The organism is Massilia sp. Dwa41.01b (assembly GCF_014171775.1).
GTDB lineage: Bacteria > Pseudomonadota > Gammaproteobacteria > Burkholderiales > Burkholderiaceae_D > Telluria.
This window is the reverse complement of sequence record NZ_CP050454.1, coordinates 1397966-1423974: the sequence shown is the minus strand read 5'-3', so window position 1 is coordinate 1423974 and position 26009 is coordinate 1397966. Positions and strand designations below refer to the sequence as shown.

The following is a 26009-nucleotide window of genomic DNA, read 5'->3' as shown; positions in this document are numbered from 1 at the left end:
TAGCCAACGCTTCCTACGTGCAGTAGAACTGATGCAAGTTCTTACATTCGATACATTTTGCGATGGCGGGTTAAGATTTCCGTAACACATCGGCCGTACCTTCAGCGGCCGGCGCGCCCGCGCGGGCACGCCAGATCGCCATCAGGTAACAGGCGAAGGAGAGCGCGGCGACTGCCGCCAGCAGCGCCAGCACGGCCCGTGGCGAACCGGTCTCGGCCATCAATGCCGCCACCGCCAGCGGCCCGGCGGCGCGCGCGACCAGCGCGGGCGAGACCAGGGCGCCGGCGATGGCGCCGTAGTGCGCACGGCCGAACAATTCTTGGGGCAGCGTGCCACGCAGGATGGTCAGCACGCCATTGCTCAGGCCAAACACGATGCAGAAGGCGGCGACGGCCGCCAACTGGTCGATGAAGACGAACAGCAGGCCGAGCGCCAGCGGCAGTGCGGCGAAAGTGACGCTGCCGATCGTCTGCGAACGCACCCGGCGCCCGATCGCCATCTCGGCGATGCGCCCTGCAACCTGCATCGGCCCGAACAGCGCGGCCAGCATCACGACCGTCGACAAGGGGTGGCCGGCATCGTGCATCAGGCGGATCAGCCCGACGGTCAGGGCCGAGGACACCAGGCTTTGCGCGGCGAAGGCTGCGGCCAGCTTCCAGAACACGCTCCCGCGCAGCACTTCGGACAGCGCCATGCCCGTGGACGCGGCCACGGGTCCCGCGGATGCCGCCGTGTGCGAGGGTAGCAGCGCATGCAGGGGTGCGCACACGAATAATTGCAGGGCCGCATACACCAGCCAGGTGCTACGCCAGCCGAGACGGGCATCGAGCGCCAAAGTGAGCGGCCAGAAGATGGTACTGGCGAAGCCGCCGAACAGGGTCAGCGTCGTGATCGCGCGGCGCGGGGACTCGGCCAGTGCGCGGTTGATGGTGGCAAAGGCGGCTTCGTACATCGTCAGCGCCATGGCAATGCCGAGCACGCTCCAGGCCAGCCAGTACATTCCGATCGAGTCGACCCGTGCCAGCATCAGCAGCCCGCAGGCAGCCAGCAGCGAGCCGCAGGCCATCAGGCGCCGCCCGCCGATACGGTCGAACAGGCGCCCGGCCGGGGCCGCCACCAGGCCACCGAGCAGCAAGGCCCACGAGAACGGGGCCATGGCGCCCTGGGCATCGATGCCGAGCGCGCGTCCCATGTGGGGCGAGAGCACCGAGAAAGCGTAGTACAGGCTGCCCCAGGCGAGGATCTGGGTCACGGCCAGGATGCCGACGATGCGACGGGAGCGTGTGTTTCCGGGGGCGCTCATGCAAATGTTTTCTTGTAAAACATGAATTGTCCTACAAGATCGCCAGCCACGTGCGAAGGCCGGCGCCGAAAACAGCACAGCCGGCGCGAGGCCGGCTGTGCTGTTTCACGTTCAGAACAACGAACGCGGCAGGAAGATCAGTCGAGCTTCCAGGCGTAGTCGACCTTGGCCCAGGTCTGGGCTGGCGAACCGTCTTTCGTGCCCGGCTTGAACTTGCATGCGGTCAGGCCTTTCTGGGCTGCCTTGTCGAGGCCTTTGAAACCGCTCGATTTTTCCAGCTTCGAATCGGCAACGCTGCCGTCCGGATTGACCAGGAAAGACATCGAGGTCGTGCCCTGCTCTTCGTTCATCAGCGAGGCTTTCGGGTACTCGACCTTGCACTTGGCCGGGTCGAAGGAGGCAGGCACTTCGCCGGCGAATGCGGAACCGGCGATGGCGGTGAAAGCGAGGGTAGCGATGGCGCTCAGGTAAGGCTTTTTCATGATGTTATTCCCCAAAAAGGTGATTCAATCTGCCGCTGACTGCTTGCGGGCTTTCAGTGAGTCCGGCAATGCCGTAATTAAAATTCTTCCCATTCGTCGTTGCCGGCGGCAACGGTCGGCTTCTTCGGCTTGCCGGGACGCGGCGCCGCCTTGCCGCCTGCGCGGCCGGCTTCTTCAGCGCCGGGCGGGCAGCCTGGGCACGTGGCTGCGGTGCGCGCACAGCGGGTACGGTGGCAGCTGGCGCGGCCAGGACCGGCTCGACGGCGGCCTGCTGCTGCTCGCCTTCGACCAGCTTGAAGATGCTGACGACGCGCGCCAGTTCGCCGGCCTGGTCCTGCAGGCTCTGGGCGGCGGCGGCGGCTTCTTCGACCAGTGCGGCATTCTGCTGGGTCATGCTGTCCATCTCGATGATCGACATGTTGACCTGCTCGATGCCGGCGCTCTGCTCGGCGCTGGCGTTGGCGATCTCGCCCATGATGTCGGTCACGCGCTTGACGCTCGCCACCACTTCGTCCATCGTCACGCCGGCCTGGCCGACCAGCTTGCTGCCGCGCTCGACCTTCTCGACGGAATCGCCGATCAGGGTCTTGATTTCCTTGGCGGCCGCTGCCGAACGCTGGGCCAGGTTGCGCACTTCGGAAGCGACGACCGCGAAACCGCGGCCCTGCTCGCCGGCACGGGCTGCCTCGACCGCCGCGTTCAGTGCCAGGATATTGGTCTGGAAGGCGATGCCGTCGATGACGCCGATGATGTCGGCGATCTTGCTGGCCGAGCTGTTGATCTCGCCCATCGTGCCGACCACTTGCGACACCACGTCGCCGCCCTTGCGGGCCACATCCGAAGCGCTGGCCGCGAGGTGGTTCGCTTCACGGGCATGTTCCGCGTTCTGCTTGACGGTGGTGGTCAGGGTTTCCATGGCCGAGGCCGTCTTTTCCAGCGAGCTGGCCTGCAGTTCGGTACGCGAGGACAGGTCGATGTTGCCGGCGGCGATTTCACGCGAGGCGGTGCCGATGGTTTCGGTGCCGCGGCGCACCTGGCCGACGATGCCGACCAGGCTATTGCGCATTTCGTTCATCTCGGCCAGCAGGCTGCCCTTGTCGGCGGTGCTGGTGTCGATCGCGATGGCCAGGTCGCCGTGGGCGATGCTGCCGGCGATCTTCGTGGTGTAGTCCGGCTCGCCGCCGAGCTGCTTGATCAGGCCGCGCGTGATGATCCAGGCGGCGGCGATACCCATGCCGACGGCGATGACCAGCATCACCAGCATGAAGTTACGGGCGCTCACGAAAGCGCTCTGGGCGTCGGCCTGGCTCTCGGCGCTCTGTTTGTCTTCCAGCGCGACCAGCTTGTCCAGCGCTTCGGTCCACTTCTTCTGCACCGGGCGCACTTCCTTGACCATGACGCGGGTGGCGTCCATGGCGTTGTTGGCCAGGTAGAGATCGGATGCCTTGGCAATGGCCGGCATCGCGGCGGCTTCGAAGCCCTTGACGTCGTTCAGCAGCGCCTTTTCGGCCTCGGAACCGTCGGCAGAGAAGATCTGGCTGACCTTGCGCTGGGCTTCGTCGTACTTGGCGGTCAGGTCCTTGAAGCGCTTGAGCTCAGGCTCCATGTCGCCGGCATCGGACATCAAAGTCAGCACGCGCAGCGCAGCCAGGCGATCCTGCACGTTGTTGCGCATCTCGATGACCATGCGGCTCGAGACATTGTTCACGCTCACGACGTGGTCGAGACGGTCCTGGATTTGCGCCATGCGCACGATGCCGACCACCGTCACCACCACGAGCAACACGAGGACCAGGGCAAAGCCCAGACCCAAGCGCATGCCGACTTTCATCTTCGATAAATTCATTTCGCCTTCCTGTCCGTTGATCAGATTTGCCCGGGTGTTACTGGTGCATACAGCCTGCACCACAGCAGCAGAACTTCCCGTTGGGAAATTTTAGTTAGGATAAATCAAAACGCCACTGCGAAAGCAGAAAATTGTGCATCCGCAAGAAATGCCGCGTGCGGGAGCACGCTTGGTTGGCAAATCTCAATACTGTGAGCGAAATTATGGAGGGGGACTTGCCTCAGGGCAAGCTCAGTCGTGAGTTGTCTGGACAAATAGGCGAGCTCGTGTAGTAAATTTCCTACATGAAACGAAGCTTTCCCCTGACAACATACCGGTGTGACTACAAGTTGCACCGATATGGTGCGCAGGCAGGCGCCATCCAAACGCCGGGTGCGCCGGCGTTCCGATGCCTGTAATTACGGGTTGTGAATTTGTAAAATGCGCGTAGCGCCGGCCGCCGCGGAATGGCTTCCGGTACCTGACTGGCACGGCCTGCCTGTGCGGGCGTGAAGCGATGCACCGGCGGAGAGGCCGGCGCCGCCATGCGCCACTACAGGTCGCGGATGTGGGCTGCCGCTTCGAGCAGCAGACGCGGGTCGCCGCTCGCCAGTTTTTTCGGATCGGAGAGCATTTGGCGGAAGGCGCGCGCGCCGGCCAGGCCGGCGGTAAGCCCGAGCATGTGGCGCGTGATGCTGTTGAGCTTCAAGCCATGCCCACCGTATTCCTGCAACTGGGCCGCGATGTAGGGCACCATTGCCGCCAGCACCTCGGCGCGGGTCTTGTGCGGCGCATCGTCGCCATAGAAACGCGCGTCCCAGCCTGCCATTACCCAGGGGTTATGGTAGGCCTCGCGCCCGAGCATGACGCCGTCGAGATGCTGCAGGTGCTGCGCGATCTCGTCGTCGTTCCTGACGCCGCCGTTGATGATGATTTCCAGCTCCGGGAAGTCGCGCTTGAGCTGGTAGGCCACTTCGTAGCGCAGCGGCGGGATCTCGCGGTTCTCCTTTGGCGACAGTCCTTTCAGGACGGCGTTGCGGGCGTGGACGATGAAGGTATTGCAGCCGGCATCGCGCACGGTGCCGACGAAATCGCGCACGAAATCGTAGCTCTCGTTGTGATCGATGCCGATGCGGTGCTTGACGGTGACGTCGATCGTCACCGCGTCGCGCATGGCCTTGACGCAGTCGGCCACCAGTTGCGGCTCGTTCATCAGGCAGGCGCCAAAAGCCCCGCGCTGCACGCGCTCGGACGGGCAGCCGCAGTTCAGGTTGATCTCGTCATAGCCCCACTCCTGCCCCAGCTTCGCGCTCTTCGCCAGGTCCGCCGGCTCGCTGCCGCCCAGCTGCAGGGCGATCGGGTGCTCGATGTCGTCATAGCGCAGGTGGCGCGCGACGTCGCCGTAGACCAGGGCGCCGGTCGTCACCATCTCGGTGTAGAGCCAGGTATGGCGGGTGATCTGGCGGTGGAAGACGCGGCAATGGCGGTCGGTCCAGTCCATCATCGGGGCGACCGAAAGGCGGCGAGCGGGTAGCTTGTTTGGGACTTCCATACGTAGATCTATGCGGGCAAAGGGTCGATTCTAGCGCAAAGCCGCCGGGACCAGGTCGGTGCTTGCAAAGCACGCGCTCGATTGTGCAATCCGAATCCTGCCCTGACGGCCGCCGGGATGCCCCTGCCGACACGATTGCGGCAGCTTGTTTGCATTTGCGCGTTCGTGATATTGTCTGGCACAAATACGCAGGCTTCCCGGCCGCGCTCGCCAAGCCGCTTTCCAGCGGCGAAAAGCGCCAGGCAGCCCCGCTGCCAGCGGTCCCCATCTTTCTCACCTCATCGACATCCATATGAACTTTAGCAATCAAATCGTGGAGCTGCACGAGATTGCGGTCACCCCTGACAATGCGACCGCCATGATGGACATCTGTGCGCGCATCGAACAGGAAAATCCGTACATCCCCTCCGATTTCAAATGGATACTGGACTTCAAGCGTTTCCAGATCGAGCGAATACGGGGTGAGGATGCCGCGGCACTCGTCTACCTGAAGGCGGCGATCGCACTTGCTCCCTACCGGGACGACCTGCTGCGGGTTTACCGGGAAGCCATTGTGAAAACCCCGGCGAAAGCCTCGCTTGCGCTGATCATCAGTTGCAGCCGCTACCAGGAAACGGCGCTGCGCCTGGCCGAACAATTCGAAGACGCCCAATTCCCTTACCTGATCGTGACCGGCGCGGATACGTCTCCGATCGATCATCCGCGCGCAGTCCAGGTAAATGCCCCCGACAATTACGAAGGCTTGCCGCGCAAGGTAACGGCCGCTTTGCACTGGGTATATGAAAACGTCGGTTCCCAGGTCGGCATCCTGAAGGTGGACGACGACCAGAGCCTGGTCGATCCGCAGCAGCTCAAGGCGTCGACCTTCCTGCTCAAGGAGCGCGACGCCTATGCCGGGATCCCCATTACCAGCTTGACGCATGACCGCTGCTGGCACTGGAACAAGTGTGAAGACCCGGCGCTGAACCGGCGCGCCTACGGCAAGCCTTTCTACCGTCCATGGGCGCGTGGCGGCGCCTACTACCTGGGCAGCGGTCCATTGGAAAAGTTCGTCCTGGCCACCATGCGCTTCCCCGGGCTGCTGGAAGGCGAATATTATGAGGACAAATTCGTCGGCGACCTGATGGCGCTCGAAGACATACCGCTGGTAGAGCTGCAATCGGACAGCGAGTTTGGCCTGAGCCTGGACCACCGGCATCGTTTCGGCGGCACCTGAAGCCGTACCGGATAGCAGTATGAGAATGCAGCACAGGTGTCGACGGTCGACACCTGTGCTGTGCCAACGCCGAACACCATCACACCTTTGATTAATGAAAATACTTTTATTTAACGACGAGTTCTACACCACCGGTGCCAGCATTGCGCTATTGCGTCTGGCCGAACATCTCCGTCAAGAACATGAAGTCGTTGTGATGCCGCGTGTTAACGGCGAAGGCGATATCAAGACCAAGCTCCAGGCGCTCGATATCCCGATCGTCTCCACCGTGGCTGGCGTCGACCTCATCATCGCCAACACCATCATGGGCGGCGATTTCATCGCGAAATTCGGCGCAAGCTGCCCCTGCATCTGGTGGATGCACGAGTCCGACATTGGCCCCCGCCTGATCCTGAGGATGCCGCAACTGGCGGAAGGTTTCCGGCACGCTGCCGCGGTGGTATTCCAGACGAATTACCAGAAGACGGTGTACACCAGTTTTACATCCGATTCACCTGCCCAGTTCCATGTCCTGCCTTTCTGGAACAATGGGGTCTATTCGCAAGACATCGAACCGGCATCCAAGGAAAAGCTGCGCATCGTCTCGATCGGTACCATCGAACCGCGCAAGCGCGTGCAGGACACGATCAATGCCATCGAACTGCTGGGCGACGATTTGAAGCGCGATGTCGAATTCGTCTTCATCGGTAAATATCTCCAGCTGGCCGACCGGGAAGCGCAGATCGTCAATGCCAACCCCGAGCGTTACCGCTTCCTGGGCGAGCAACCCAACGAAGCCACCTTGAGCTACCTCGCTTCGGCCGACTGTTTCGTCTTGCCGAGTTCGAGCGAATCGCAGCCGTTGACGATCTGGGAGTCGTTCGAACTGGAGATTCCGGTCTGTATTTCCGACCTGGACACGTATCGCAGTATCGGCCTGAAACATGGCGTCAATGCGCTGACACATCCAGTGGGCAATGTGGATATGCTCGCCGAGAATATCCGGATCGTCCTGACAAATCGTTCGATACGCACCAGCCTGACCCGGGCAGGAAAAAGCCTGCTTCTCAGGATGCTGGCGAAAGACTGGCGCAGCGGTTTCGACAGCATTATCCAGGAAGTGGCCACGCGTGACGAGATCCGTAAGCTGGGGTATTGAATCACCCGCGCGGCGGCCTCTTCCCCTGTCCAGGCCGGGAAGCGTGCAAGCGGCCGGCAAGCGTGTCCCGGCAATATCGGATCGCGTAGTGCAAGGTACCAGGGCCTGAATCCCTTGTCGTTTCAAGTATTTCGTTAGGAATTATCATGACTGCAGCGAATTTCTTCGTCAAACCCGGCTACCAGGCCCGTACCGAGCCTGCCTACTACGCGGATATCCATGACGACGGCACCATCTGGCAACCGGACGTCTATCCGCTGGCAGCCGTCCTGGCTTACCAGTACGAGTGCCGCTACATCATCGATATCGGTTGCGGCCGGGGACGCAAGCTGGTCGCGCTCCATCCCGAATTCGAGATCGTCGGACTGGATTTCGGCAGCAATTTTGAATATTGCCGCGATCACTATCCGTTCGGGCATTGGTTCGAGGTCGACCTGGAAAATGGCGGGGGCGTGGATATTCCGCCCGAAATCCTGCGCCAGGCGGTGGTCATCAATTCCGACGTCATCGAACACCTGGTCAATCCGACCGGGCTGATGCAACTGATCAGCTCTTACCTCGTCCATGCGAAGGTGGCCTTGATCTCGACACCGGAACGCGACCTGGAACGGGGCTACCAGGACATGGGCCCGCCCGCCAATCCCACCCATATCCGCGAATGGAATCTCGCTGAACTGATCGCACTGCTCAGCAACGCGGGTTTGCGTCCCGCCTATGCCGGACTCACCCTGAACAACGACAGGGACCGCATGTACAAGACCTCGCTGGCCGTCATCCCCGGGCAGTCGCTGACGCCGTCCGAAGCGCGTGACCTGGGCGTCTTTTGCGAACAATGGCTGGGCGCATCGCCCGAGCAACGTGAAGCGGCACACCCCAGGCATCTGAGCGGTCTGACGCATGGGGATGCGGCCGCCGCCCCGGCCGCCAGCCCGCTGGAACTGGGCACGCGCCATATCGATAAAGGCGAGTACGACGAGGCGTTCCAGGTGCTCACCGGCGCACTGGAGAAGAAAACCGCCGCCACCCCGATTCCTGCGATCCTCTTCCAGCTCGGCCGCCTGGCCGCCTTCCGCCAGCTGGACGGCGATGCCAGGGAACTGTTCTACCAGGCGGCGGTGCGCGATGTCGAATTGACCAAGGATATCGTCGACTTCTACATCGATCAGGTGACGCGGGCCCGCTCGGGCCAGCGATGACCCGAATGCCCGGCTCCGGCGCTCAAGCGCCGTGGCCGATGGCGCCTGGGCTACTGCGCCTTATTCCCTCCACTAATCCGACTTGCGCGCGCCATCCCGGCGGCGCCTCGAATCCCGTCCACGGAACCAGCACCTCGCGCTCGCGGTCGGCGCGTGCGCCCCAGCGCGTCGAGCGACACGCCGGCGGCTTGTTCGAAGGCCGCGACGACGTCGCGCAAGGGGAGCGGCGCACCCGACGACACGCCGTAGTGCCGGTGCCCCGCCCCGCCCTCGCGCAAGGCGGATTCGGCCGCCAGGTAGGCATCGACGACATCATCCACGTACACCAGGTCGAGCAGCTGCCTGCCGCTCGACATCGCCAGCGGCCTGCCCTCGCGTGCGGCGCGCCACAGGGCCCGCATCAGCTTGGGCCGCTCGTCGCCGGGGCCGTAGGTATCGAACAGCGCCAGCGTCGCGGCGATGAAGCCGTGGGCGTTGACGTAGTAGGCAAGGATGGCTTCGAAGGCCTGCTTGGTGGCGGCGTACAGGTTGACCGGATCGTAGTCGCGGTTGCCGTAGTGTTGCCAGGCGGTGCCGGTGTTGACCAGCAGGCGCACGCCATTGACGCGCATCGCTTCGAGCAGCTGGGTGGCGAACAGCAGGTTGGCGTGCACCAGGCGGTCGATGTCGCCGGGGACGTGCTCGGCCACGAAAGCGGCGGCGAGGTGGAACACCGTGTCGGGTCGTGCGGGCCAGGATGTCGACCAGCTGCGCCGTCGACCCGTCGTGCCGGTGCACGGTGACGGCATCGCTTGCCCCCTTCAGCGCATCCAGGCACGATTCCGCCCGCACCAGCACGTGCACGTTCCAGCCTTCGGCCAGCAGGCGCCGCGCCAGGTGCGCGCCGAGGTAACCGCTGGCGCCGGTGACAAGCGCGCGGCGTGGCTGGAGAGGGGTCATGCGTCAGCTTTCAGGATGGGCGGACAGGCCGGGAACGCCACGGCATGTCATTGGCGCCGATTCTACCCGATCGCTGTACGCCCAGGCGGCGCCGGGCGCTCTCCTCGCCTACCCGAACTGTGCGGCGAGGTCCGCCGCCACCCGGGCCAGCACCGGCGCCCACTCGCCCGGTACCTCCTGGCGGTACAAACGCGCGCCCGGGTACCGGGGCTGTCCTCGCGCCCCATCTGCCAGCGCCAGTCGACCAGGGTGCCGCCGGCCAGCAGGATCCAGACCGGCTTGCCGAGCGCACCGGCGAGGTGGGCGACGCTCGTATCGACCGTCACCACCACGTCCATCTGCTCGACCAGGGCGGCGGTGTCGCTGAAGTCGCGCAGGTACTCGCCGAACTGGCGCACGCCGTCCATTTGCAGCGCAAGCCTGTCGAGCGGACGCACTTCCTTTTGCAGCGAGACGAACTCGAAGCCGTCCAGCAGCAGCGGCTTGAGCATGTTGCAGGCGATGCTGCGGTAGCGGTCCATGCGGTGACCGGGATTGCCGCTCCAGACCAGGCCGACGCGCGGGCGCCCCTTTTCGCCGAGGCGGACCGCCCATTCGGCGCACCTGGCGCCGTCCGCCCGCAGATAGGCGCCGGGCGCGGGAATGCTGGCCTCATCGGTGCCGCAGGCCAGCGGCAGGCTCAGCAACGGACAGTGGAAGTCGAATGGCGGCAGCGGATCGCCCTGGCCACGACCTGCGCCACGCCGGGGAGGCTGGCCACCAGAGCGGCCAGCGCCGGCTGTACCTCGAGGATCACACGCGCGCCGCGCGCCGCCACCAGCGGCGCGTAGCGGCAAAACTGCAGCGTGTCGCCCAGGCCCTGCTCCGCGTGCAGCAGGATGGTCTTGCCCTCCAGCGATTCGCACCCTCGCCACAGAGGGACGTCGAAATCGCGCTTCTCGCGGAAGGTGTTGAGGGCTTCGAAGTCCCAGCGCGACTCGTAGTCCTGCCAGCCTTGCGTAAAGTTCCCCAGCAGAAGATGCATCAACGCGCGGTTCCAGCGCGCCTGCACAAAATCCGGCGCCAGGGTCAATGCCTGGTCGTAGGCGGCGCGGGCGGCCTCGAACTGGCCGAGGTCGGCCAGCACCATGCCGCGGTTCGAGTGGCCGGCCGGTTCTTCCGGGCGCTTTTCCACGGTCCTGTCGAAACAGACAAGCGCTTCGTCCAGGCGCAGCATGGCTTTCAACAGCAGGCCGCGGGTCAGCAGGAAGTCATAGGTGTCCGGTGCCAGCGCCAGCGCGCGGTCGATCGTGGTCAAGGACGCTTCGAACTGGCCGCTTTCGCGCAGCGACAGCGCGCGCAGCTGCAGCGCCTTGGCGTCTTCGGGGTTCGTTTCGAGCAGCTTGTCGATGCTGACCAGGGCGGCCTCGAAATGGTCGAGCTGGAGCAGCAGGCGGCTGCGCTGGCGCAGTGCCTCGTCATGGTCGGGCTGCAGCGCCAGCGCACGTTCGCAGTCGCGCAGGGCTTCCGGGAAGCGCTTGAGCTGGAACAGCGCGCGCGCGCGGTTATGCCGGTGTCGGCCGAATCCGCGAACAGCTGCAGCGCGTTGTCGTAGCTCTCGATCGCCTCGAGCGGGCGCTCCAGCGCATGCAGGGCGATGCCGCGGTTGTACCAGGCGTCGCCGTAGTTGCCGGCCAGCGCCAGCGCGGCTTCATAGCTTTGCAGGGCCTCGGCGAAGTTGCGCATGTCCTTCAATACATTACCGCGGTTGTTGTGTACGGCCGGAATGGCGCTCTTCAATGCCAGCGCGCGGTCGAAGCCGGCCAGGGCGGCTTCAAGGCGGCCCAGTTCGCGCAGCACCAGCGCGCGGTTGTTGTGGGCGTCGACGTCCGTTGGATTGAGCGCGAGCGCCGCGTCGAAGCTGGCCAGCGCCTCGGCATGGCGGCCGAGCGCCTGCAGCGCAGTGCCGCGGTTGTACAGGGTGTCGGCGTCGTTCGATGCGAGCGCCAGCGCGCGGTCATAGCTGGCCAGCGCTTCGTCATGGCGGCCCAGCTCCTTCAGCGCGTTGCCGAGGTTGCTGTGGGTCGAGGCCACGCCGGGGTTGATGGCGATGGCCGAGCGGATGAAGCTGGCGGCGATATTGTGCTTGCCACCCTGGAAGCAGAGGATGCCGACGTGGTGCAGGGCCTCGAAATGCTTGGGAGCGATGCGCAGCACCTGTTCGTAGGCGGCCAGTGCGCGGTCGAGCTTGCCCTGCTGGTGGCATGCCAGGCCTTCGGCGAAGAGCTGGTGGACGCTGGACTGGGCGGCCTTCGGTTGCGCGAACGCTGCTGCGCCTCTGCTGTGTCTGGACATGGTCTATAGGGAGATGGGTGGGCGGGCCGCGCGCCGCACCGCGGGAGGCGGACAAGAGGCGGAAAGCACCGGGGCTGTCGTTACGCGCCCTTTATTATAGGTGGCGCTATTTACGTGCGGCAATATATAGCGCAGCGGAAGACACAATTCTTGGGCGGGACGCGACACTCGTCGCGCATTTGATGTCACAAACGCCATGGCCGGCATTGCCGCCTGCTTGCCCCGTAGCGATATCCTTGACAGCCCGTCAATCCCGTCATCCCCGGCGCTCTTCTCATTTTGTTCACAAAAAAAAATTTAAAGAAATTTCCGTACGGCACTTAATGAATTGCTGAGCACGGTCGTCTTGTACTTGTGAGAGCAGATGAACTGCTCCTTCTGACACCAACCAAACACTGGAGCCCAACATGCTGAGCCTTCACACCAACGCCGCCTCGCTGTCCGCACAAAACTCGCTGTCGACCACCCAGTCGAAGCTGTCGACCTCGATGACCCGCCTCTCGACCGGCTACCGCATCAACTCGGCAATGGACGACGCAGCCGGCCTGCAGATCGCCACCCGCCTGAAGTCGCAGACCAGCGGCATGGCCGTCGCAATGCGTAACACCCAGAATTCGATCTCGATGCTGCAGACCGCCGAAGGCGCGCTCGACGAAACCGGCAACATCCTGCTGCGCATGAAAGACCTGGCCACCCAGGCAGCCGACGGCTCGTCGTCGAAGGACGACCAGACCGCCATGCAATCGGAATTCGACTCGCTGGCTGACGAACTGTCGAACATCATGAAGAACACCAAGTTCGGCGGCACCACCCTGCTGAACAAGGACACCGGCAAGCTGAAAGCATCGGTCACCTTCCAGATCGGCGCCGACAAGGCTGAGACGATGAGCGGTAACTTCACCACCGAACTGACCGACGTGCACGCCAAGCTGCTGCTGGGTTCGAGCCGCTTCGCAGGTGGCACCGCCGCCGGCGCATCCGCTACCGGCACCGAAATCAGCGGCACCGACGCAGCTGCCGGCGCCACCGCCGCCAACCTGACGATCCAGGATCTGTCGGACTCGATCGACTCCGTCAGCGCCCTGCGCTCGAAGATCGGTGCTGTCTCGAACCGTCTGGACCACGTCTACAACAACCTGTCGAACATCAGCACCAACACGCAGAACGCCGCTGGCCGTATCATGGACGTCGACTTCGCAACGGAAAGCGCGAAGATGACCTCGAACCAGATGCTGATGCAAGCCGGTACCGCGATGCTGAAGCAGACCAACCAGATGTCGTCGATGGTCATGTCGCTCCTGCAGTAATCACGGCTTCCCTCAACTAGCCTCTAGTTGGGAATCTCGAGGGCCAGCCGCTTGTTCGGCTGGCCTTTTTCATTTTGGGATCGCTCATGAACAGTATTCCCTCGATTGTCCCGCTGCTTCCGCCGTCTTCCCCATCGCTGCAGGTGGGCGCGGTGCCGGCGTTGTCGCCGGTCGGCTCCGCCGTCTTCGCCGCGACTGCCGAGGCCGAGCTGCCCTTGCCGCAGTCGGTGCCCGTCCCCTCCGCCGCCGGGGTGCCGCTCCAGGCGGATGGCGCGGCAATGCGTCCCGACCAGGTTTTCATGTCGCGCCAGCTGAGTTTTACGCAGGACGGGCGTACGCTGGCCGGGGCCTGGCGTTCGATGGTCGGCAACTACGGCGCCAGTTTGGTCGACCGCGAACTGCGCGCACGCGCGGCGCTGCCGCCGGCCGCACTGGTGCTGGCACAGGACGGACGCGTACCGGGCCGTGCGCTGGAGGGCCATGTATTGCCTGCCGATCCGTGGCGCTTCACGGTGCACGCTGGCAGCGCGCGCGACCAGCATTTGCAGGTGCTGCGCCAGCCGGCTGACGGCTCGTCCGGCCGCAGGAAGCGTCCGCGCGCGGCATTGCGCCTGGAGCTGGAACTGGCCGATGGCACGCAGGTGGCGCTGCAGGTCGAGCCGGTGCCTGGCGGCGTGGCGATCGAGATGGCGGCGCCGGGCGCGGTCGCCCTGGCACGGCTGCGCGCGATCCAGCCGGCGCTCGAGGCGGCCGTCGAGCGTGCCGGGCTGGTGGTGGTGCGCTGGAGTTTCGTCGACGCCGTATTGCCGCCGGGGTCGGCGCATGCCGTGGTGGCAGCCGATGCGGCGGCGGATGTGCTGACGCTGCCCGTGTTCAGGGCGGTGGCGGAGATGGCGCTGGTGTTGCCGGCGCAGGGGTAGCGCGGGTTGCGTGACGGCGTGGGCTCGGGGCCCCCACCCTGCTTGTGACCGGCTTCGCAGGGTGGGCGCCTGTGCCCACGCGGTGCTGTTAGCCCACCGTCCCCACGATCGACACTTCCCGGTTCTCGGGAATCTCGTTATACGACAGCACCGACAGGCCCGGCGCGAACAGCTTGGCGTAGCGCGCCAGCAGCGGGCGCACCTGCGGCAGCACCAGCAGGAGCGGCGGCGTATGCTGCTGCTTCATCTGCTCGCGCGCGACCGGCATGTTGATCTGCAGTTGCGACAGCAGCTGCGGGTCGATCGGGTAGTTATCGAGCGCCACCTTGCCGCCGCCGCTCTGGCGTGCCTGGTTGAGCGACCCTAGCAGCATGTTCTCGAGTTCGGCCGACAGGTTAAAGGCCGGCATGTCCTTCTTCTTGCCGAACATGTTCGAGACGATCTGGCGCCGCAGCGCGCAGCGCACTTCGGCCGCCAGCAGGATCGGATCCTTGGTCGTCTCCGACGCGTCGAGCAGCGTGGTGCCGATGACGACGATGTCCTTCAGCGACACGCCTTCGGCCAGCAGCACGCGGAACACGCGCAGCAGCTGCGTATGGTTCAATGCCTTTTCCAGCGAACCGGCCAGCTTCGGCGACAGGGCGGTCAGGCGCTCCATCAGCGCCGGCACGTCTTCGTGGCGGAACAGTTCGTGCAGGTGGTCGCGGATCACTTTCGAGCAGTGGGTCGCGATCACGCTCGGCACTTCCACCACCTGGTAGCCCAGGCCGAGCGCCTCGCCCTTCTGCTGCGGTTCGATCCAGGTCACGGCCATGCCGTAGGCAGGTTCCAGGCCCGGAATGCCGTCGATCTCGCCGTAGACGTTCGGCGACGGAATCGCCATCAGGTGCTCGGGATGCACCTCCCCTTCGGCCACGACCACGCCGGACAGGCTGACCGAATACTGCGCCGGTCGCAGGGCCAGGTCGTCGCGCACGCCGATGCCTGGTAACAGCACGCCCATCGATTCGGACAGGCTCTGGCGGATGCCCTTGATGCGCTTGGTGAGCTGCTCGCCCTGCGCCTTGTCGACCATGCCGACCAGCTTGTAGCCGACGGCCACCGAGATCGGCTGCACCACCGGCAGCTGCTGCCAGTCGAGGTCGGGCGCGCGCTCGTCGCGCAGGGCCGCTTCGATGGCGGCCACGCCGGCATTGTCGGACGGGGCCACGCGCTGCGAGAGGCGCCAGCCGGCATAGCCAAGGGCTGCGGCGAAGACAAAAAGACCAGCTTCGGCATGCCTGGCACCAGGGCCAGGATGACCATCACGCCGGCAGCCGAGAACAGCACCGCAGGCTGCGCCAGCAGCTGGCTACCAACCTGCTTGTCGAGGTCACCGGCCTCGCCGATGCGGGTGACGAGAATCGCGGCCGCGGCCGACAGCAGCAGCGCAGGGATCTGGGCGACCAGGCCGTCGCCGATGGTCAGCAGCGCATAGACGCGGAAGGCATCGCCGAGCGGCAGGTCGTACATCAGCGCGCCGATGGCAATACCGCCGATCAGGTTGATGATGAGGATGAGGATCGAAGCGATGGCGTCGCCGCGCACGAACTTCGAGGCACCGTCCATGGCGCCGTAGAAGTCTGCTTCTGCAGCGACGTCCTTCCTGCGCTGGGTGGCTTTTTCCTGGTTGATCAGGCCCGCGTTCAGGTCGGCGTCGATCGCCATCTGCTTGCCCGGCAGCGCGTCGAGCGTAAAGCGCGCCGACACTTCCGAGATACGTTCCGAACCCTTGGTCACGACGACGAAGTTGATGATCATCAGGATGACGAACACCACCAGGCCGACGACGAAGTTACCGCCAATGACGACGTTACCGAAGGACTCGATGACGTTACCGGCAGCGTGCGTGCCTTCGTGCCCGTGCAGCAGCACGACGCGCGTGGACGCCACGTTCAGCGCCAGGCGCATCAGCGTGGTACCGAGGATCACGGTCGGGAACACCGAGAAGTCGAGCGGCCGCTTGGCCGACACGGCGACGGTGATCACGATCAGCGCGAGCACGATGTTGAAGGTGAACAGGACGTCGAGCAGCACCGGCGGCAGCGGCAGCATGATCATCCCGAGCAGCAGCAGGATGAAGACGGGCGCCGCGTATTTCTGGCGGCGCAGCTCGGCGATGAAAGCGTTCATCGAATTCATGAAGGTGTTACCTCGCTCAAATGGTGTGGCACGGCCACATCGGTCGGGATCCGCGGGGGCGCCTGGCGCCGGCCATCACGGAAAGCATTCAATTGCAGCACATAGTTCAGCACCTGCGACACCGCCTGGTACAACTGGGCGGGAATCTGCTGCTGCACCTGGCTGGTGTTATAGATCGCGCGCGCCAGCGGCGGCAGCGTCAATGTCTCGACCTTGTGCTGGGCCGCGACGCGCTTGATGTACAGCGCCATCTCGTCGACGCCCTTGGCCACGACATAAGGGGCTTCGGCGCGGTCGGTGTCGTACTTCAGCGCCACCGCATAGTGTTCCGGGTTGACGATCACGACGTCGGCCGTCGGCACCGTCTTGTTCACGCTGCGCCGCGCCAGCTGGTGCTGCAGCTGGCGGATGCGCTGCTTCACTTCCGGGCGGCCTTCGCTGGTCTTGTGTTCTTCCTTCTGTTCCTGCTTGCTCATGCGCTGGTTTTTCGCGAACTGGAAGGCCTGGATCGGCACGTCGAGCACGGCGAAGATCACGAACACGGCAACGAGCGCCATGAGCGCATCGAACATCATGGAACTGCCGCGCAGGATGGCGTCGCCCAGGGGCAGGCGCTGCAGCTCGACATAGCCCGACACGCTTGACCGCATCACGTGCACCAGCACGATGCCGAGCACCACGGCTTTCGCGATCGAGGTCGCCAAGCCGATCGCATGCTTTTGCGAGACCAGGTTGCCCAGGTTCGTCATCGGGTTCAGGCGCGACATTTTCGGCATCAGGTTCTTGCCGCTCATGACCCAACCGCCCGGCACCAGGCCGCCGATCACGATCGCCACCGGGACCGCCGCCAGCGGCAGCACCATCTTCACCAGCAGCAGCGTCGCGGCCATGAAGACCACCGACATCGCATTTTCCATCGCGCCGGTCTCGCCCAAAGGGACGAACACAAGGCGAAACAGGGCTCTGAACGATTCCAGGTAGGTCGGCACCATCAGCACGAACAGCTTCAGACTGACCAGGACCCCGATCGCGGTGGACAGGTCTTTCGAACGGACGACCTGGCCTTCCTCGCGTGCCTTCCGGAGCTTCTGGGCCGAGGCTTTTTCTGTCTTGTCGCCACCCGCGCCTTCAGCCATGGGGTGCCTTCATCTGTTGTTGCAGCATCTCGAGTACGGCGTTGGTCAGCTGGATGTAGTGTTCGGGGATGAAGCGCACCAGCTGCACCAGCATCATCAGGCCGAATACGGTCACCAGCGAAAAGCCCAGCGAGAACAGATTCAGCGAGGGTGCCACGCGGTTGAGAAAGCCCATGCCGATCTGCACGACCATCGTCGAGAACACGATCGGCAAGGCGAGGAGCATCGCCGCGGCGAACACCCAGCCGAGGTTCAGCGCCACCGTCTGCAGCACCAGCGGCCCCAGGCCCTGCCCCACCGGCCAGGCCTTGAAGCTCTGCCCCAGCACGCTGGCCAGCACCAGGTGGCCGTCGATGGCGAAGAAGACAAAGATGGCCACCAGCGACAGCACGCTGGAGATCACGTCGGACTGCTGGCCGTTGACGGGGTCGTTCATCTGCGCCATCGAAAAGCCGATCTGGCTCGAGGCCAGGAAGCCCAGCATCGATACGGCGGAAGTGGCGAACTGCAGGGCGAAGCCCAGCACGCCGCCGATGACCGCCTGTTCGAACATGGCGACCACGCCGTGCAGCGAGAACGGGTCGGGCATCGGCATGCCTTTGGTGAGGGGCAGCATCAGGAAGGCCAGCACCATCGACAGCAGCGCGCGCACGGGAATCGGTACCGCGCCCTCACCGATGGCAGGGGCCGAGGACAGCAGCGCCATGATGCGGCAGAACGGCCACCACAGCGCGCCGATCAGGGGCAGCAGGTAGTTGACTAATTCCACGCTTTAGCTTGCGATGGTGGCGGCGCGCTGGAACACCGACACGCAGTAGTCCATCAGGTAGCCGGTCATCCAGTGGCCGGCCAGGATCAGCGCGACCAGCGTCACGAGCAGGCGTGGAAGGAAGCTCAGGGTTTGCTCGTTGATCTGGGTAGCGGCCTGCACCAGTGCGACCAGCAGGCCGACGAGCAGGCCCGGCACCACCAGCACCAGCACCAGCAGCATCACCACGCGCAAGGCTTCGGCGACCAGGTCGACTGCGATATCGGGACTCATTAAGCAGGACTCATGAAGAGGTTTATCTAGTAACCGTGGATCGAGCCCACGAGCGTGTTGACGGTCAGCGTCCAGCCATCGACGAGCACGAACAGCAGCAGCTTGAACGGCAGCGAGATCACCAGGGGCGAGAGCATCATCATGCCCATTGCCATCAGCACCGACGAGACCACCAGGTCGATGATGAGGAAGGGGATGAACAGCATCGCGCCGATCTGGAACGCGGTCTTCAGTTCGGACAGCACGAAGGCGGCCAGCTTGACGACAAAGGAGCGGTCTTCCGGCTTCATCGACGGGGCTTCGCCGGCCAGGTGCGCCACCTGTGCCAGCGCGCTCTTGCTGGTCTGGGCCAGCATGAAGCGCGACAGCGGCTTCTCGGCCGTTGCCAGGGCCTGCTCGAGGCCGATCTGGTCGCGGTCGTAGGGCACGAAGGCTTCGTTCCACACCTGCACGCCGATCGGACGCATCACCAGCAGGGTGAGGATCAGGGCGATGCCGGTAATGACGCGGCTGGGCAGGCCCTGTTGCAGGCCGAGGGCCTGGCGCAGCAGGGACAGCACGATCACGAAGCGCGTAAAACTGGTCATCATCATGACGAGCACGGGCAGGAGCCCGAGCAGGGTCATGAGGACCAGGATCTGCGATTTGACGGAGAGACCGGACTTCGCGCCCGGAATGACGCCGGCCAGTACGTCGGCGGCGCTGGCGGGAACGGAGATCAGAAGGAGTGCAGCCGCGACGCCGGCCGCTGCGGTCATGCGACGGCTCAGGGTCATGGGGCGATCAGGTCCAGGTTCAGGCCGTCGAGGTCGATCACTTTCAGGCCGTACTGCTCGCCCGCCACCACCACTTCGGCGCGGCCGATGGCGGCGCCGTTCACTTTCAGGACCAGCGGCTCGCCAGCGACCGAGTCGAGCGGCAGCACGCTGGCCGGGCCCAGGTCCATCAGGTCCTGCAGCGAGATGCGGGCCGAGCCCACTTCCAGCGTCAGCGTCACGGGGATGCGGCGCATCATTTGCGGCAGGCGCGGGTTGCGTACAGGCGCGGCAGCTTCGACGTTGTCATCGAGGAGGACGTCGGCAGCCAGTTGCTCGTTCAGATTCATGTCCATTTATTCAGCGTCTTCAAAAGAGGTTAAACACAGTTTTCCCTTGTGCTCGGCAACGGCTGCCGTGAACAGGCAGGCTTCGTCGAGCAGGACGTCGGCGCGGCCGACAGTCACCGGAATCACGTCGCCCACCTTCAGCCCGAACAGCGCCTCGAGCGTGATCTGGTGGCTCACCAGGCGGCCGTCGAGCTTGACCTTCAGGCCGGCGGCAAGCGGCTCGGCCGTGCGCGTCGTGCGCTGCGGACGTTCCGGCTGCAGCGCCTGCAGGATCAGGCCCATCATGCGGGCGTCCGGCGCCACGAAACAGCGCGCCGTGCTGCCGCTCTGCGGCTCGCGCAGCGTGATGGCCATCGCCCAGGCATTCCTGGCAGGCGTCACGGGCACGATCTGGGCCGCGCTGCCAGCGGGCGCCGCACGGCGCTCCACTGCCACGCCTGCCGCTTCCGCCGCCACCCGCACGCGCATCGCCAGTACTTCGGCAAGCTGCTGCGTCAGGGTCTGCGCCAGGCGTGCCTCGGTGGCGGTTACGGGTTCAGCCGCGGGGTCGCGCAGCGGCCCGGTCGGCCCCTTGCCGCCGTAGCGTGCTTCGAGCAGTCCCACCAGCAGCGAACGCTCGAAAGCGACGGCAGCCGTTCCCTGCGGACCGCCCATGCCGAGCCAGCGCAGCGACGCGCTTTCCGGCGCACGGGCGAACTCGACGCCGTCGAGCACGAAGCCGCCCCAGTAACGGCGCCAGCTTGGCGCGGCCAGCATCGCCACCAGGTCGTCGGCGAACGTGGCCGCGAAGGCCGGCAGCAAATGCACGGGCCGGCCCAGGAGGGTCGGATCGAGCACCTGGTGCGGCCGCGGCTGAGGTGTTGAATTGTTAATCGGCATTTATGGCGAATTGATTATATCTGGAGGGGAGTGTCTTTATTTCATTCCCTAGGGCAACAATTATACCTGCTTGGATGTTTCGGATCACTCGATATTCCTCTTTGAAATCAGCATTGCCGTACGGTAAGATCGTATCTTGAATCGAGCGAGTCCATAGTATCCCTCAAGCGCTGTACGAGGAGAAAGGTGAAATAAGAGGGGTTTTACGGTCGTGCTTTTGCTCTGACTTGCACTGCCCGGCATTTAACATTCGACCCGTTCAATCAGCCGCACCAGTCGTCAAATGTCTCAAAAATGCCACTGGCTGAGTCGCTCACACGCAACAATGCAACCACAGGATTTAACAAATGGGAATTGAATTGGCTGGCCAGATCAAGGCCGATCTTGCAGCACTGACAAACGAAGCGCAGCGAATTGCCAATGCACCATCGATCGCGCCGTCGATCGAATCGACCGCGCAAAGCGGACATGCCGAGTTCTCCTTCAGCGACACCATGAAGAACGCCCTGCACAGCGTCGACGCCGAGGACCAGGCAGCGGCGGTCAAGATGGCCGACGTCGACAGCGGCAAGAGCGACGACCTGGTGGGCGCCATGCTGGCCAGCCAGCAGGCCAGCCTGTCCTTCTCGATGCTGATGCAGGTACGTAACAAAGTGATGGGCGCCGTCGACGAACTGATCAAGCTCCCTGTCTGACGCGAACACCCAAGCGGAACCCACCAACGTGATCTCGAAACTCAAGAATGCACTTCAAGGCGCCAAGCTCGGTGCCCTGCCCGGCCTGCCGCCAGCGCTGCGCAACAACCTGACCCCCTTGCTGGTGCTGGCCATCGTCATCACCGCCGCGGTCATGATGTTCATGTGGCAAGACCAGGCCAACTACAAGCCGGTGTTCGGCGCGCGCGAAAAAGTCGCCGCCAGCGACATGATGGGCGTGCTCGAGGCCGAGCAGATCCCCTACCGCATCCATCCGGACAGCGGCCAGGTAATGGTGCCCTCCAACGAGCTGGGCAAGGTACGCATGCTGCTGGCCGCCAAGGGCGTGACCGCCCAGCTGCCCGCCGGCCTGGAGCTGATGGACAAGAACGATCCGCTGGGCGTGTCGCAGTTCGTGCAGGACGTGCGCTTTCGCCGCGGCCTCGAAGGCGAGCTGGCGCAGAGCATCCTGACGCTGGACGCCATCGCGTCGGCGCGCGTGCACCTGGCCATTGCCAAGAGTAATTCCTTTGTCGCCGGTGCTTCCGACCAGAGTTCGGCATCGGTCGTGATCGCGACCAAACCGGGCCGTACGCTCGGCAACGAGCAGATCGCCGCGATCGTCAACATGGTCTCGGGCAGCGTCGCCAGCCTGAGCCCAAGCCGCGTGTCGCTGGTCGACCAGGCCGGCAACTACCTGTCCTCGCGCGTCGACCTGAGCGAAGGCTTCGATGGCGCGGCCCAGGGCGACGCCGCGGCCCAGCGCGTGTCGAACGAAGTGCGCAACAACGTCAACGAATTGCTCGGCCCGGTGTTGGGCGGTAACAACTTCAAGGTCAGCGTCACCGCCGACATCGACAACGACAAGATCGAGGAAACCCAGGAGAAGTACGGCGAAGCGCCGAAGGTCACCAGCGAAGCGATGCGCGAGGAACTGGAAAAGAACCGTCTCGCCATGGGCGTGCCGGGCACGCTGTCGAACCGTCCGCCGGTAGCAGCCGATCCCGCGGCAGCACCGGGCACGCCGGGTGCCGCCGACCCGGCAGCGGCCGCCGCCGCCGAGAAGGACAACGCCAATTCGCGCAAGAACGCAACGACCCGCCAGTACGCCTACGACCGTGCGATCACCCAGATCAAGCGCTCGCGTGGCCGCCTGCGCAAGCTGTCCGTCGCCGTCGTTCTGAACAACGCCAGCGCGGCCAATGCCGGACGGGCTTCACCCCGGCTGAGCTGAGCACCATCGACAAGATCCTGCGCGGCGGCCTCGGCATCGACGCGGCGCGCGGCGACGTGCTGGCAGTGTCGGCGATGAGCTTCCCGAAGGCGGCGCCGATTGAACCGTGGTGGCAGGAGCGCGACACCATCGTCGACGCCACCGGCTACGGCATCTGGATCGTCGGCGCCCTGCTCGGCTACCTGCTGCTGGCCCGTCCGCTGCTGCGCACGATTACCGGGCGCATGGTCCCCGCCCTGCCGGCACCTGGCGCCGCCGCGGCGGCCCTGCCGAACGGCGCCACCGCCTTGAGCAGCGCGGCCCCGGCCCTGGCCGGTGCGGCTGTCGCCTTGCCTGGTGCCGGTGGCGTTGCCGCCTCGCCGGTGGTGCCGCTGCTGGAAAACTACGACCTGCCGCCAGCCGGATCGGCCGTGGACGTGATGGTCGATCATCTGAAGGTGCTGGCCGGCAAGGAGCCGGAACGCGTCGCCGAAGTCGTCAAACAATGGGTGCAGAAGAAACATGGCCGAAATGAACAATAACGCTGAAGAAGGCGCTGTCCTGACTCCTGTCGAGCAGGCCGCGATCGTCCTGCTGTCGATTGGCGAAGAACCGGCCGCGGCCGTGCTGCGCTGCCTCGAGCGCGACGAGCTGATCGAGCTGACCCAGGTCATGTCGCGCATGAGCGGCATCAAGGTCGACTCGGTGAAGTACGCCGTCGGGAATTTCTTCGACGACTACCGCCAGCAAAGCGGCCTGCACGGCGCCTCGCGTACCTACCTGAAGCGCTCGCTCGACCTGGCGCTGGGCAGCGACATCGCCAACAGCGTCCTGAACACGATTTATGGCGACGCGATCCGTCCAATGATGGCGCGCCTGCAGTACGCCTCGCCGAAGTGGCTGGCCGAATTCGTCGCCCACGAGCACGTGCAGATGCAGGCCGTGTTCCTGGCTTTCCTGCCTCCCGCGCTGGCCGGCCAGATCATCGAGTCGCTGCCGGAAGGCAGCCGCGACCTGGTGCTGCTGAACCTGGCGCGCCTGGACGAGATCGACCGCGACCTGCTGCAGGAACTGGAAGAGCTGGTGGCGCGCTGCCTGGCCGCCCTCGACACGCAAAGCGCGAGCGTCGAAGGCGTGCGCCAGGTTGCCGAAATCCTGAACCGCCTGCCGAACAACCGCGCCGGCATGGTCGAACTGCTGCGTGCGCACGACCCGGACGTGGTGTCGCAGATCGAGATGTCGATGTACGACTTCTTCATCCTGTCGCGCCAGACCGAACAGGTCATCACGCGCCTGCTCGACGACATTCCGCTCGAGCAGTGGGCGATCGCGCTCAAGGGGGCCGAGCCTGCCCTGCGCGACGCGATCCTGTCGGCCATGCCGAAGCGCCAGGCCCAGAGTTTCGAGGACCTGATGCGCCGTTCGGGCCCGGTGCCGATGTCGCGCATCGAGCAGACCCGCAAGGACATCATGGTTGCCGTCAAGGCGCTGGCCGACGCCGGCGAGATCGACGTGCAGCTGTTCGCCGAGGCCACCGCTGAATGAAGCAGTTCCGGCCTTATCACTTCCCACCGCTGGCGCAAGTGCGCGCGTCAGCGGGTACTGCGCCAGGCGCTGCCTCTGCCGACACCACCCAGGACGACTGGGATGGTGCGCTGGCGGCCGGCTTTCGCCAGGGCCAGCAGGATGGCTATGAAGCCGGCCTCGAACAGGGCCGTGCCGAAGCCTGTGACGCCGGCCATGCCGAAGGTGTGGAGCGCGGCCTGGAAGAAGGCCGCGCGCTGGCGCTGGCCCAGTTCGAGGCGCTTGCCAAGCCGGTCGACGCCGCCCTGCGCGGCCTGAAAAAGCTCAAGAGCGATTTCAAGGCCGCCCAGCGCAAGGAAGTCGTGGACCTGGTCGGCAAGATCGCGCGCCAGGTGATCCGTGCCGAACTGGCGCTGCAGCCGACCCAGCTGCTCGCCCTGGTCGACGAGGCGCTGGCCGCGATGCCGCCTGCCCGCGACGAAGTCGAGGTATTGATGAATCCGGAAGAACTCAAGCGCGTGGCAGAACTCGATCCGAAGCGTGCCAGGAAGTGGAATCTGCTGGCCGATCCATCCCCGGAGCCGGGCGAAATCCGTGTCAAGGCGGGCGACCATGAAGTCGACGCCGGCTGCCAGGGCCGCCTGAGCGCCTGCATGGACCAGGTGCGCGACGCCCTCGCCGCCGCCGAAGGAGAAGACGCATGACCGCCCTGTTGGACACTCTGCGCTCGCTCGACATCGGCGCGGTGCCGGTCGCCACGCCCACGGGCCGCCTGATCGGCGCCCGGGGCCTGCTGCTCGAATCGGTCGGCTGCAAGCTGCACACCGGCCAGCGCTGCCGCGTCGAGACAGTCGATGGTGGCTGGCTCGATGCCCAGGTCGTGGGCTTTCGCGACAAGGTGTCCTACCTGATGCCGTTCAAGAAAGCGCAGGGCCTGGCGACCGGTGCGCGCGTGCTGCCCGAGAAAACCGCCGCGAACCTCATGATCGGCCCGTCCTGGCTGGGCCGCATGGTCAATGGCCTGGGCGAAGAGATCGATGGGCTCGGCAAACTCGGCGGCGACCAGCCGCTGAATTTCACCCCGCCGAAGGTCAACCCGCTGCGCAAGACGCCGGTGGACGAGCCGCTCGATGTCGGCGTGCGGGCGATCAATTCGATGCTCACGCTCGGCAAGGGCCAGCGCGTCGGCTTGATGGCCGGTTCCGGTGTCGGTAAATCGGTGCTGCTCGGCCTGATCACGCGCCAGACCGTGGCCGATGTGGTCGTCGTCGGGCTGATCGGCGAGCGTAACCGCGAGGTGCGTGAATTCGTCGAGAAGTCGCTCGGCCCCGAAGGCCTGAAACGCGCGGTCGTGGTCGTGGCACCGGCCGACGAGTCGCCGATGATGCGCGTGATGGCGACGGAACTGTGCCACTCGATCGCCGCGCACTTCCGCGACCGCGGCCAGAACGTGCTGCTGCTGTGCGATTCGCTGACCCGCTATGCGATGGCGCTGCGCGAAGTGGCGCTGTCGCTGGGCGAGCCGCCGGCCACGCGCGGTTATCCGCCCTCGGTGTTCTCGAACCTGCCGCAGCTGGTGGAATCGGCCGGCAATGGCGAGAACCCGAACGGCAGCATGAGCGCCATCTACACGGTGCTGGCCGAAGGCGACGACCAGCAGGATCCGGTGGTCGACACGGCCCGCGCGATCCTGGACGGCCACATCGTGCTCACGCGCGAACTGGCCGAGCGCGGCCACTACCCGGCCATCGACGTCGCCCAGTCGATCAGCCGCTGCATGGCCCAGGTGGTCACGCCCGAACACCAGAACGCGGCGAGGAAGCTCAAGGCTTCGCTGGCACGCCATGCGCGCGTGCGCGACCTGATTCCGCTGGGCGCGTACACGCCTGGCGCCGACCCGGAGACCGACCGCGCGGTGCGCCTGCATCCGCATATCGAACATTTCCTGTGCCAGGGCACGCGCGAAGGCGCGCCAATGGACACCTGCGTGACGCAACTGCAAGCAATGATGGCATGACGATG

General features: G+C 64.9%; 21 protein-coding genes and 6 pseudogenes. 10 read left to right on the top strand and 17 right to left on the bottom strand.

Features of this window, described 5'->3' with window-relative positions; genetic code table 11:
- Positions 1-70: 70 nt before the first annotated feature.
- The 4 genes and pseudogenes from G4G28_RS06480 to dusA all read right to left on the bottom strand — a co-directional run bounded on the left by G4G28_RS06480 (position 71) and on the right by dusA (position 5114).
- Positions 71-1303 carry an MFS transporter gene (locus tag G4G28_RS06480; protein ID WP_183108153.1) on the bottom strand — a complete coding sequence of 411 codons (1233 nt, stop codon included), beginning with the start codon at positions 1301-1303 and terminating at the stop codon, positions 71-73.
- 137 nt (positions 1304-1440) lie between these two features.
- On the bottom strand, positions 1441-1785 hold the full coding sequence (locus tag G4G28_RS06475; RefSeq protein WP_182991324.1) for an energy transducer TonB: 345 nt from the start codon (positions 1783-1785) through the stop codon (positions 1441-1443).
- A gap of 77 nt (positions 1786-1862) precedes the next feature.
- Positions 1863-3616: pseudogene (locus G4G28_RS06470) on the bottom strand (methyl-accepting chemotaxis protein).
- A 547-nt stretch (positions 3617-4163) separates the two neighbouring features.
- Positions 4164-5114: a tRNA dihydrouridine(20/20a) synthase DusA gene (gene dusA / locus G4G28_RS06465; RefSeq protein WP_229425490.1), complete on the bottom strand. Its 951-nt coding sequence runs from the start codon at positions 5112-5114 to the stop codon at positions 4164-4166.
- A gap of 340 nt (positions 5115-5454) precedes the next feature.
- Between dusA and G4G28_RS06460 the strand changes: the two genes are divergently transcribed.
- From G4G28_RS06460 to G4G28_RS06450, 3 genes are all read left to right on the top strand, one after another.
- A complete protein-coding gene (locus G4G28_RS06460) occupies positions 5455-6378 on the top strand; it encodes a hypothetical protein (protein ID WP_182991322.1) in 924 nt (307 codons plus the stop codon).
- A gap of 94 nt (positions 6379-6472) precedes the next feature.
- Complete coding sequence (locus G4G28_RS06455; RefSeq protein WP_182991321.1) at positions 6473-7516, top strand: glycosyltransferase family 4 protein; 1044 nt, start codon at positions 6473-6475, stop codon at positions 7514-7516.
- A 146-nt stretch (positions 7517-7662) separates the two neighbouring features.
- Positions 7663-8712 carry a methyltransferase domain-containing protein gene (locus G4G28_RS06450; protein WP_182991320.1) on the top strand — a complete coding sequence of 350 codons (1050 nt, stop codon included), beginning with the start codon at positions 7663-7665 and terminating at the stop codon, positions 8710-8712.
- Positions 8713-8762: 50 nt separating this feature from the next.
- On the opposite strand, the gene G4G28_RS06445 is transcribed toward G4G28_RS06450, so the two are convergent.
- The 6 genes and pseudogenes from G4G28_RS06445 to G4G28_RS06425 form a co-directional block, all read right to left on the bottom strand.
- Positions 8763-9500, bottom strand: coding sequence for an NAD(P)-dependent oxidoreductase (locus tag G4G28_RS06445; protein WP_183108152.1), 738 nt, complete (start codon positions 9498-9500; stop codon positions 8763-8765).
- 52 nt (positions 9501-9552) lie between these two features.
- Positions 9553-9651 (bottom strand): annotated as a pseudogene (locus G4G28_RS27420) (NAD-dependent epimerase/dehydratase family protein); the annotation flags it as partial.
- Positions 9652-9713: 62 nt separating this feature from the next.
- Entirely contained in the window at positions 9714-10337 is a 624-nt protein-coding gene (locus tag G4G28_RS06435; RefSeq protein ID WP_183108151.1) for a glycosyltransferase family 9 protein, read from the bottom strand.
- Entirely contained in the window at positions 10331-10948 is a 618-nt protein-coding gene (locus tag G4G28_RS06430; protein WP_183108150.1) for a tetratricopeptide repeat protein, read from the bottom strand. The genes G4G28_RS06435 and G4G28_RS06430 overlap by 7 nt, the downstream gene beginning before the upstream one ends.
- Positions 10949-10969: 21 nt before the next feature.
- Positions 10970-11182, bottom strand: a pseudogene (locus G4G28_RS28870) (tetratricopeptide repeat protein); the annotation flags it as partial.
- An 80-nt stretch (positions 11183-11262) separates the two neighbouring features.
- Positions 11263-11985: pseudogene (locus G4G28_RS06425) on the bottom strand (tetratricopeptide repeat protein); the annotation flags it as partial.
- Positions 11986-12392: 407 nt separating this feature from the next.
- On the opposite strand from G4G28_RS06425, the gene G4G28_RS06420 reads away from it, so the two are divergent.
- On the top strand, positions 12393-13292 hold the full coding sequence (locus G4G28_RS06420; RefSeq protein WP_182991316.1) for a flagellin: 900 nt from the start codon (positions 12393-12395) through the stop codon (positions 13290-13292).
- A gap of 86 nt (positions 13293-13378) precedes the next feature.
- Entirely contained in the window at positions 13379-14212 is an 834-nt protein-coding gene (locus G4G28_RS06415) for a hypothetical protein (protein WP_183108148.1), read from the top strand.
- An 88-nt stretch (positions 14213-14300) separates the two neighbouring features.
- Here the strand turns inward: G4G28_RS06415 and G4G28_RS06410 are convergent.
- The 7 genes and pseudogenes from G4G28_RS06410 to G4G28_RS06380 form a co-directional block, all read right to left on the bottom strand.
- Positions 14301-16393: pseudogene (locus G4G28_RS06410) on the bottom strand (flagellar biosynthesis protein FlhA).
- A complete protein-coding gene (gene flhB / locus G4G28_RS06405) occupies positions 16390-17529 on the bottom strand; it encodes a flagellar type III secretion system protein FlhB (protein ID WP_182991313.1) in 1140 nt (379 codons plus the stop codon). Before flhB ends, G4G28_RS06410 begins: the two are co-directional and overlap by 4 nt.
- Positions 17522-18298 (bottom strand): flagellar biosynthetic protein FliR, encoded by a 777-nt coding sequence (fliR, locus tag G4G28_RS06400; RefSeq protein WP_182991312.1) that lies wholly within the window; start codon positions 18296-18298, stop codon positions 17522-17524. The genes flhB and fliR overlap by 8 nt, the downstream gene beginning before the upstream one ends.
- A gap of 3 nt (positions 18299-18301) precedes the next feature.
- The gene (fliQ, locus tag G4G28_RS06395) at positions 18302-18571 is read right to left on the bottom strand and encodes a flagellar biosynthesis protein FliQ (protein ID WP_182991311.1); all 270 of its coding nucleotides are present in this window, start codon (positions 18569-18571) and stop codon (positions 18302-18304) included.
- 26 nt (positions 18572-18597) lie between these two features.
- Positions 18598-19347 (bottom strand): flagellar type III secretion system pore protein FliP, encoded by a 750-nt coding sequence (gene fliP, locus G4G28_RS06390; RefSeq protein WP_182991310.1) that lies wholly within the window; start codon positions 19345-19347, stop codon positions 18598-18600.
- Positions 19344-19682 (bottom strand): FliM/FliN family flagellar motor switch protein, encoded by a 339-nt coding sequence (locus G4G28_RS06385; protein WP_182991309.1) that lies wholly within the window; start codon positions 19680-19682, stop codon positions 19344-19346. The genes fliP and G4G28_RS06385 overlap by 4 nt, the downstream gene beginning before the upstream one ends.
- Entirely contained in the window at positions 19683-20555 is an 873-nt protein-coding gene (locus G4G28_RS06380; RefSeq protein ID WP_183108147.1) for a FliM/FliN family flagellar motor switch protein, read from the bottom strand.
- A gap of 347 nt (positions 20556-20902) precedes the next feature.
- On the opposite strand from G4G28_RS06380, the gene G4G28_RS06375 reads away from it, so the two are divergent.
- From G4G28_RS06375 to fliI, 5 genes and pseudogenes are all read left to right on the top strand, one after another.
- Positions 20903-21250: a flagellar hook-basal body complex protein FliE gene (locus G4G28_RS06375; RefSeq protein ID WP_182991308.1), complete on the top strand. Its 348-nt coding sequence runs from the start codon at positions 20903-20905 to the stop codon at positions 21248-21250.
- A gap of 28 nt (positions 21251-21278) precedes the next feature.
- Positions 21279-23005 (top strand): annotated as a pseudogene (gene fliF / locus G4G28_RS06370) (flagellar basal-body MS-ring/collar protein FliF).
- Entirely contained in the window at positions 22986-24008 is a 1023-nt protein-coding gene (locus tag G4G28_RS06365; protein WP_182991307.1) for a flagellar motor switch protein FliG, read from the top strand. The pseudogene fliF and the gene G4G28_RS06365 overlap by 20 nt, the downstream one beginning before the upstream one ends.
- Positions 24005-24691 carry a flagellar assembly protein FliH gene (fliH, locus tag G4G28_RS06360; protein ID WP_183108146.1) on the top strand — a complete coding sequence of 229 codons (687 nt, stop codon included), beginning with the start codon at positions 24005-24007 and terminating at the stop codon, positions 24689-24691. The genes G4G28_RS06365 and fliH overlap by 4 nt, the downstream gene beginning before the upstream one ends.
- Positions 24688-26004 carry a flagellar protein export ATPase FliI gene (fliI, locus tag G4G28_RS06355; RefSeq protein WP_183108145.1) on the top strand — a complete coding sequence of 439 codons (1317 nt, stop codon included), beginning with the start codon at positions 24688-24690 and terminating at the stop codon, positions 26002-26004. The genes fliH and fliI overlap by 4 nt, the downstream gene beginning before the upstream one ends.
- Positions 26005-26009: the final 5 nt, after the last annotated feature.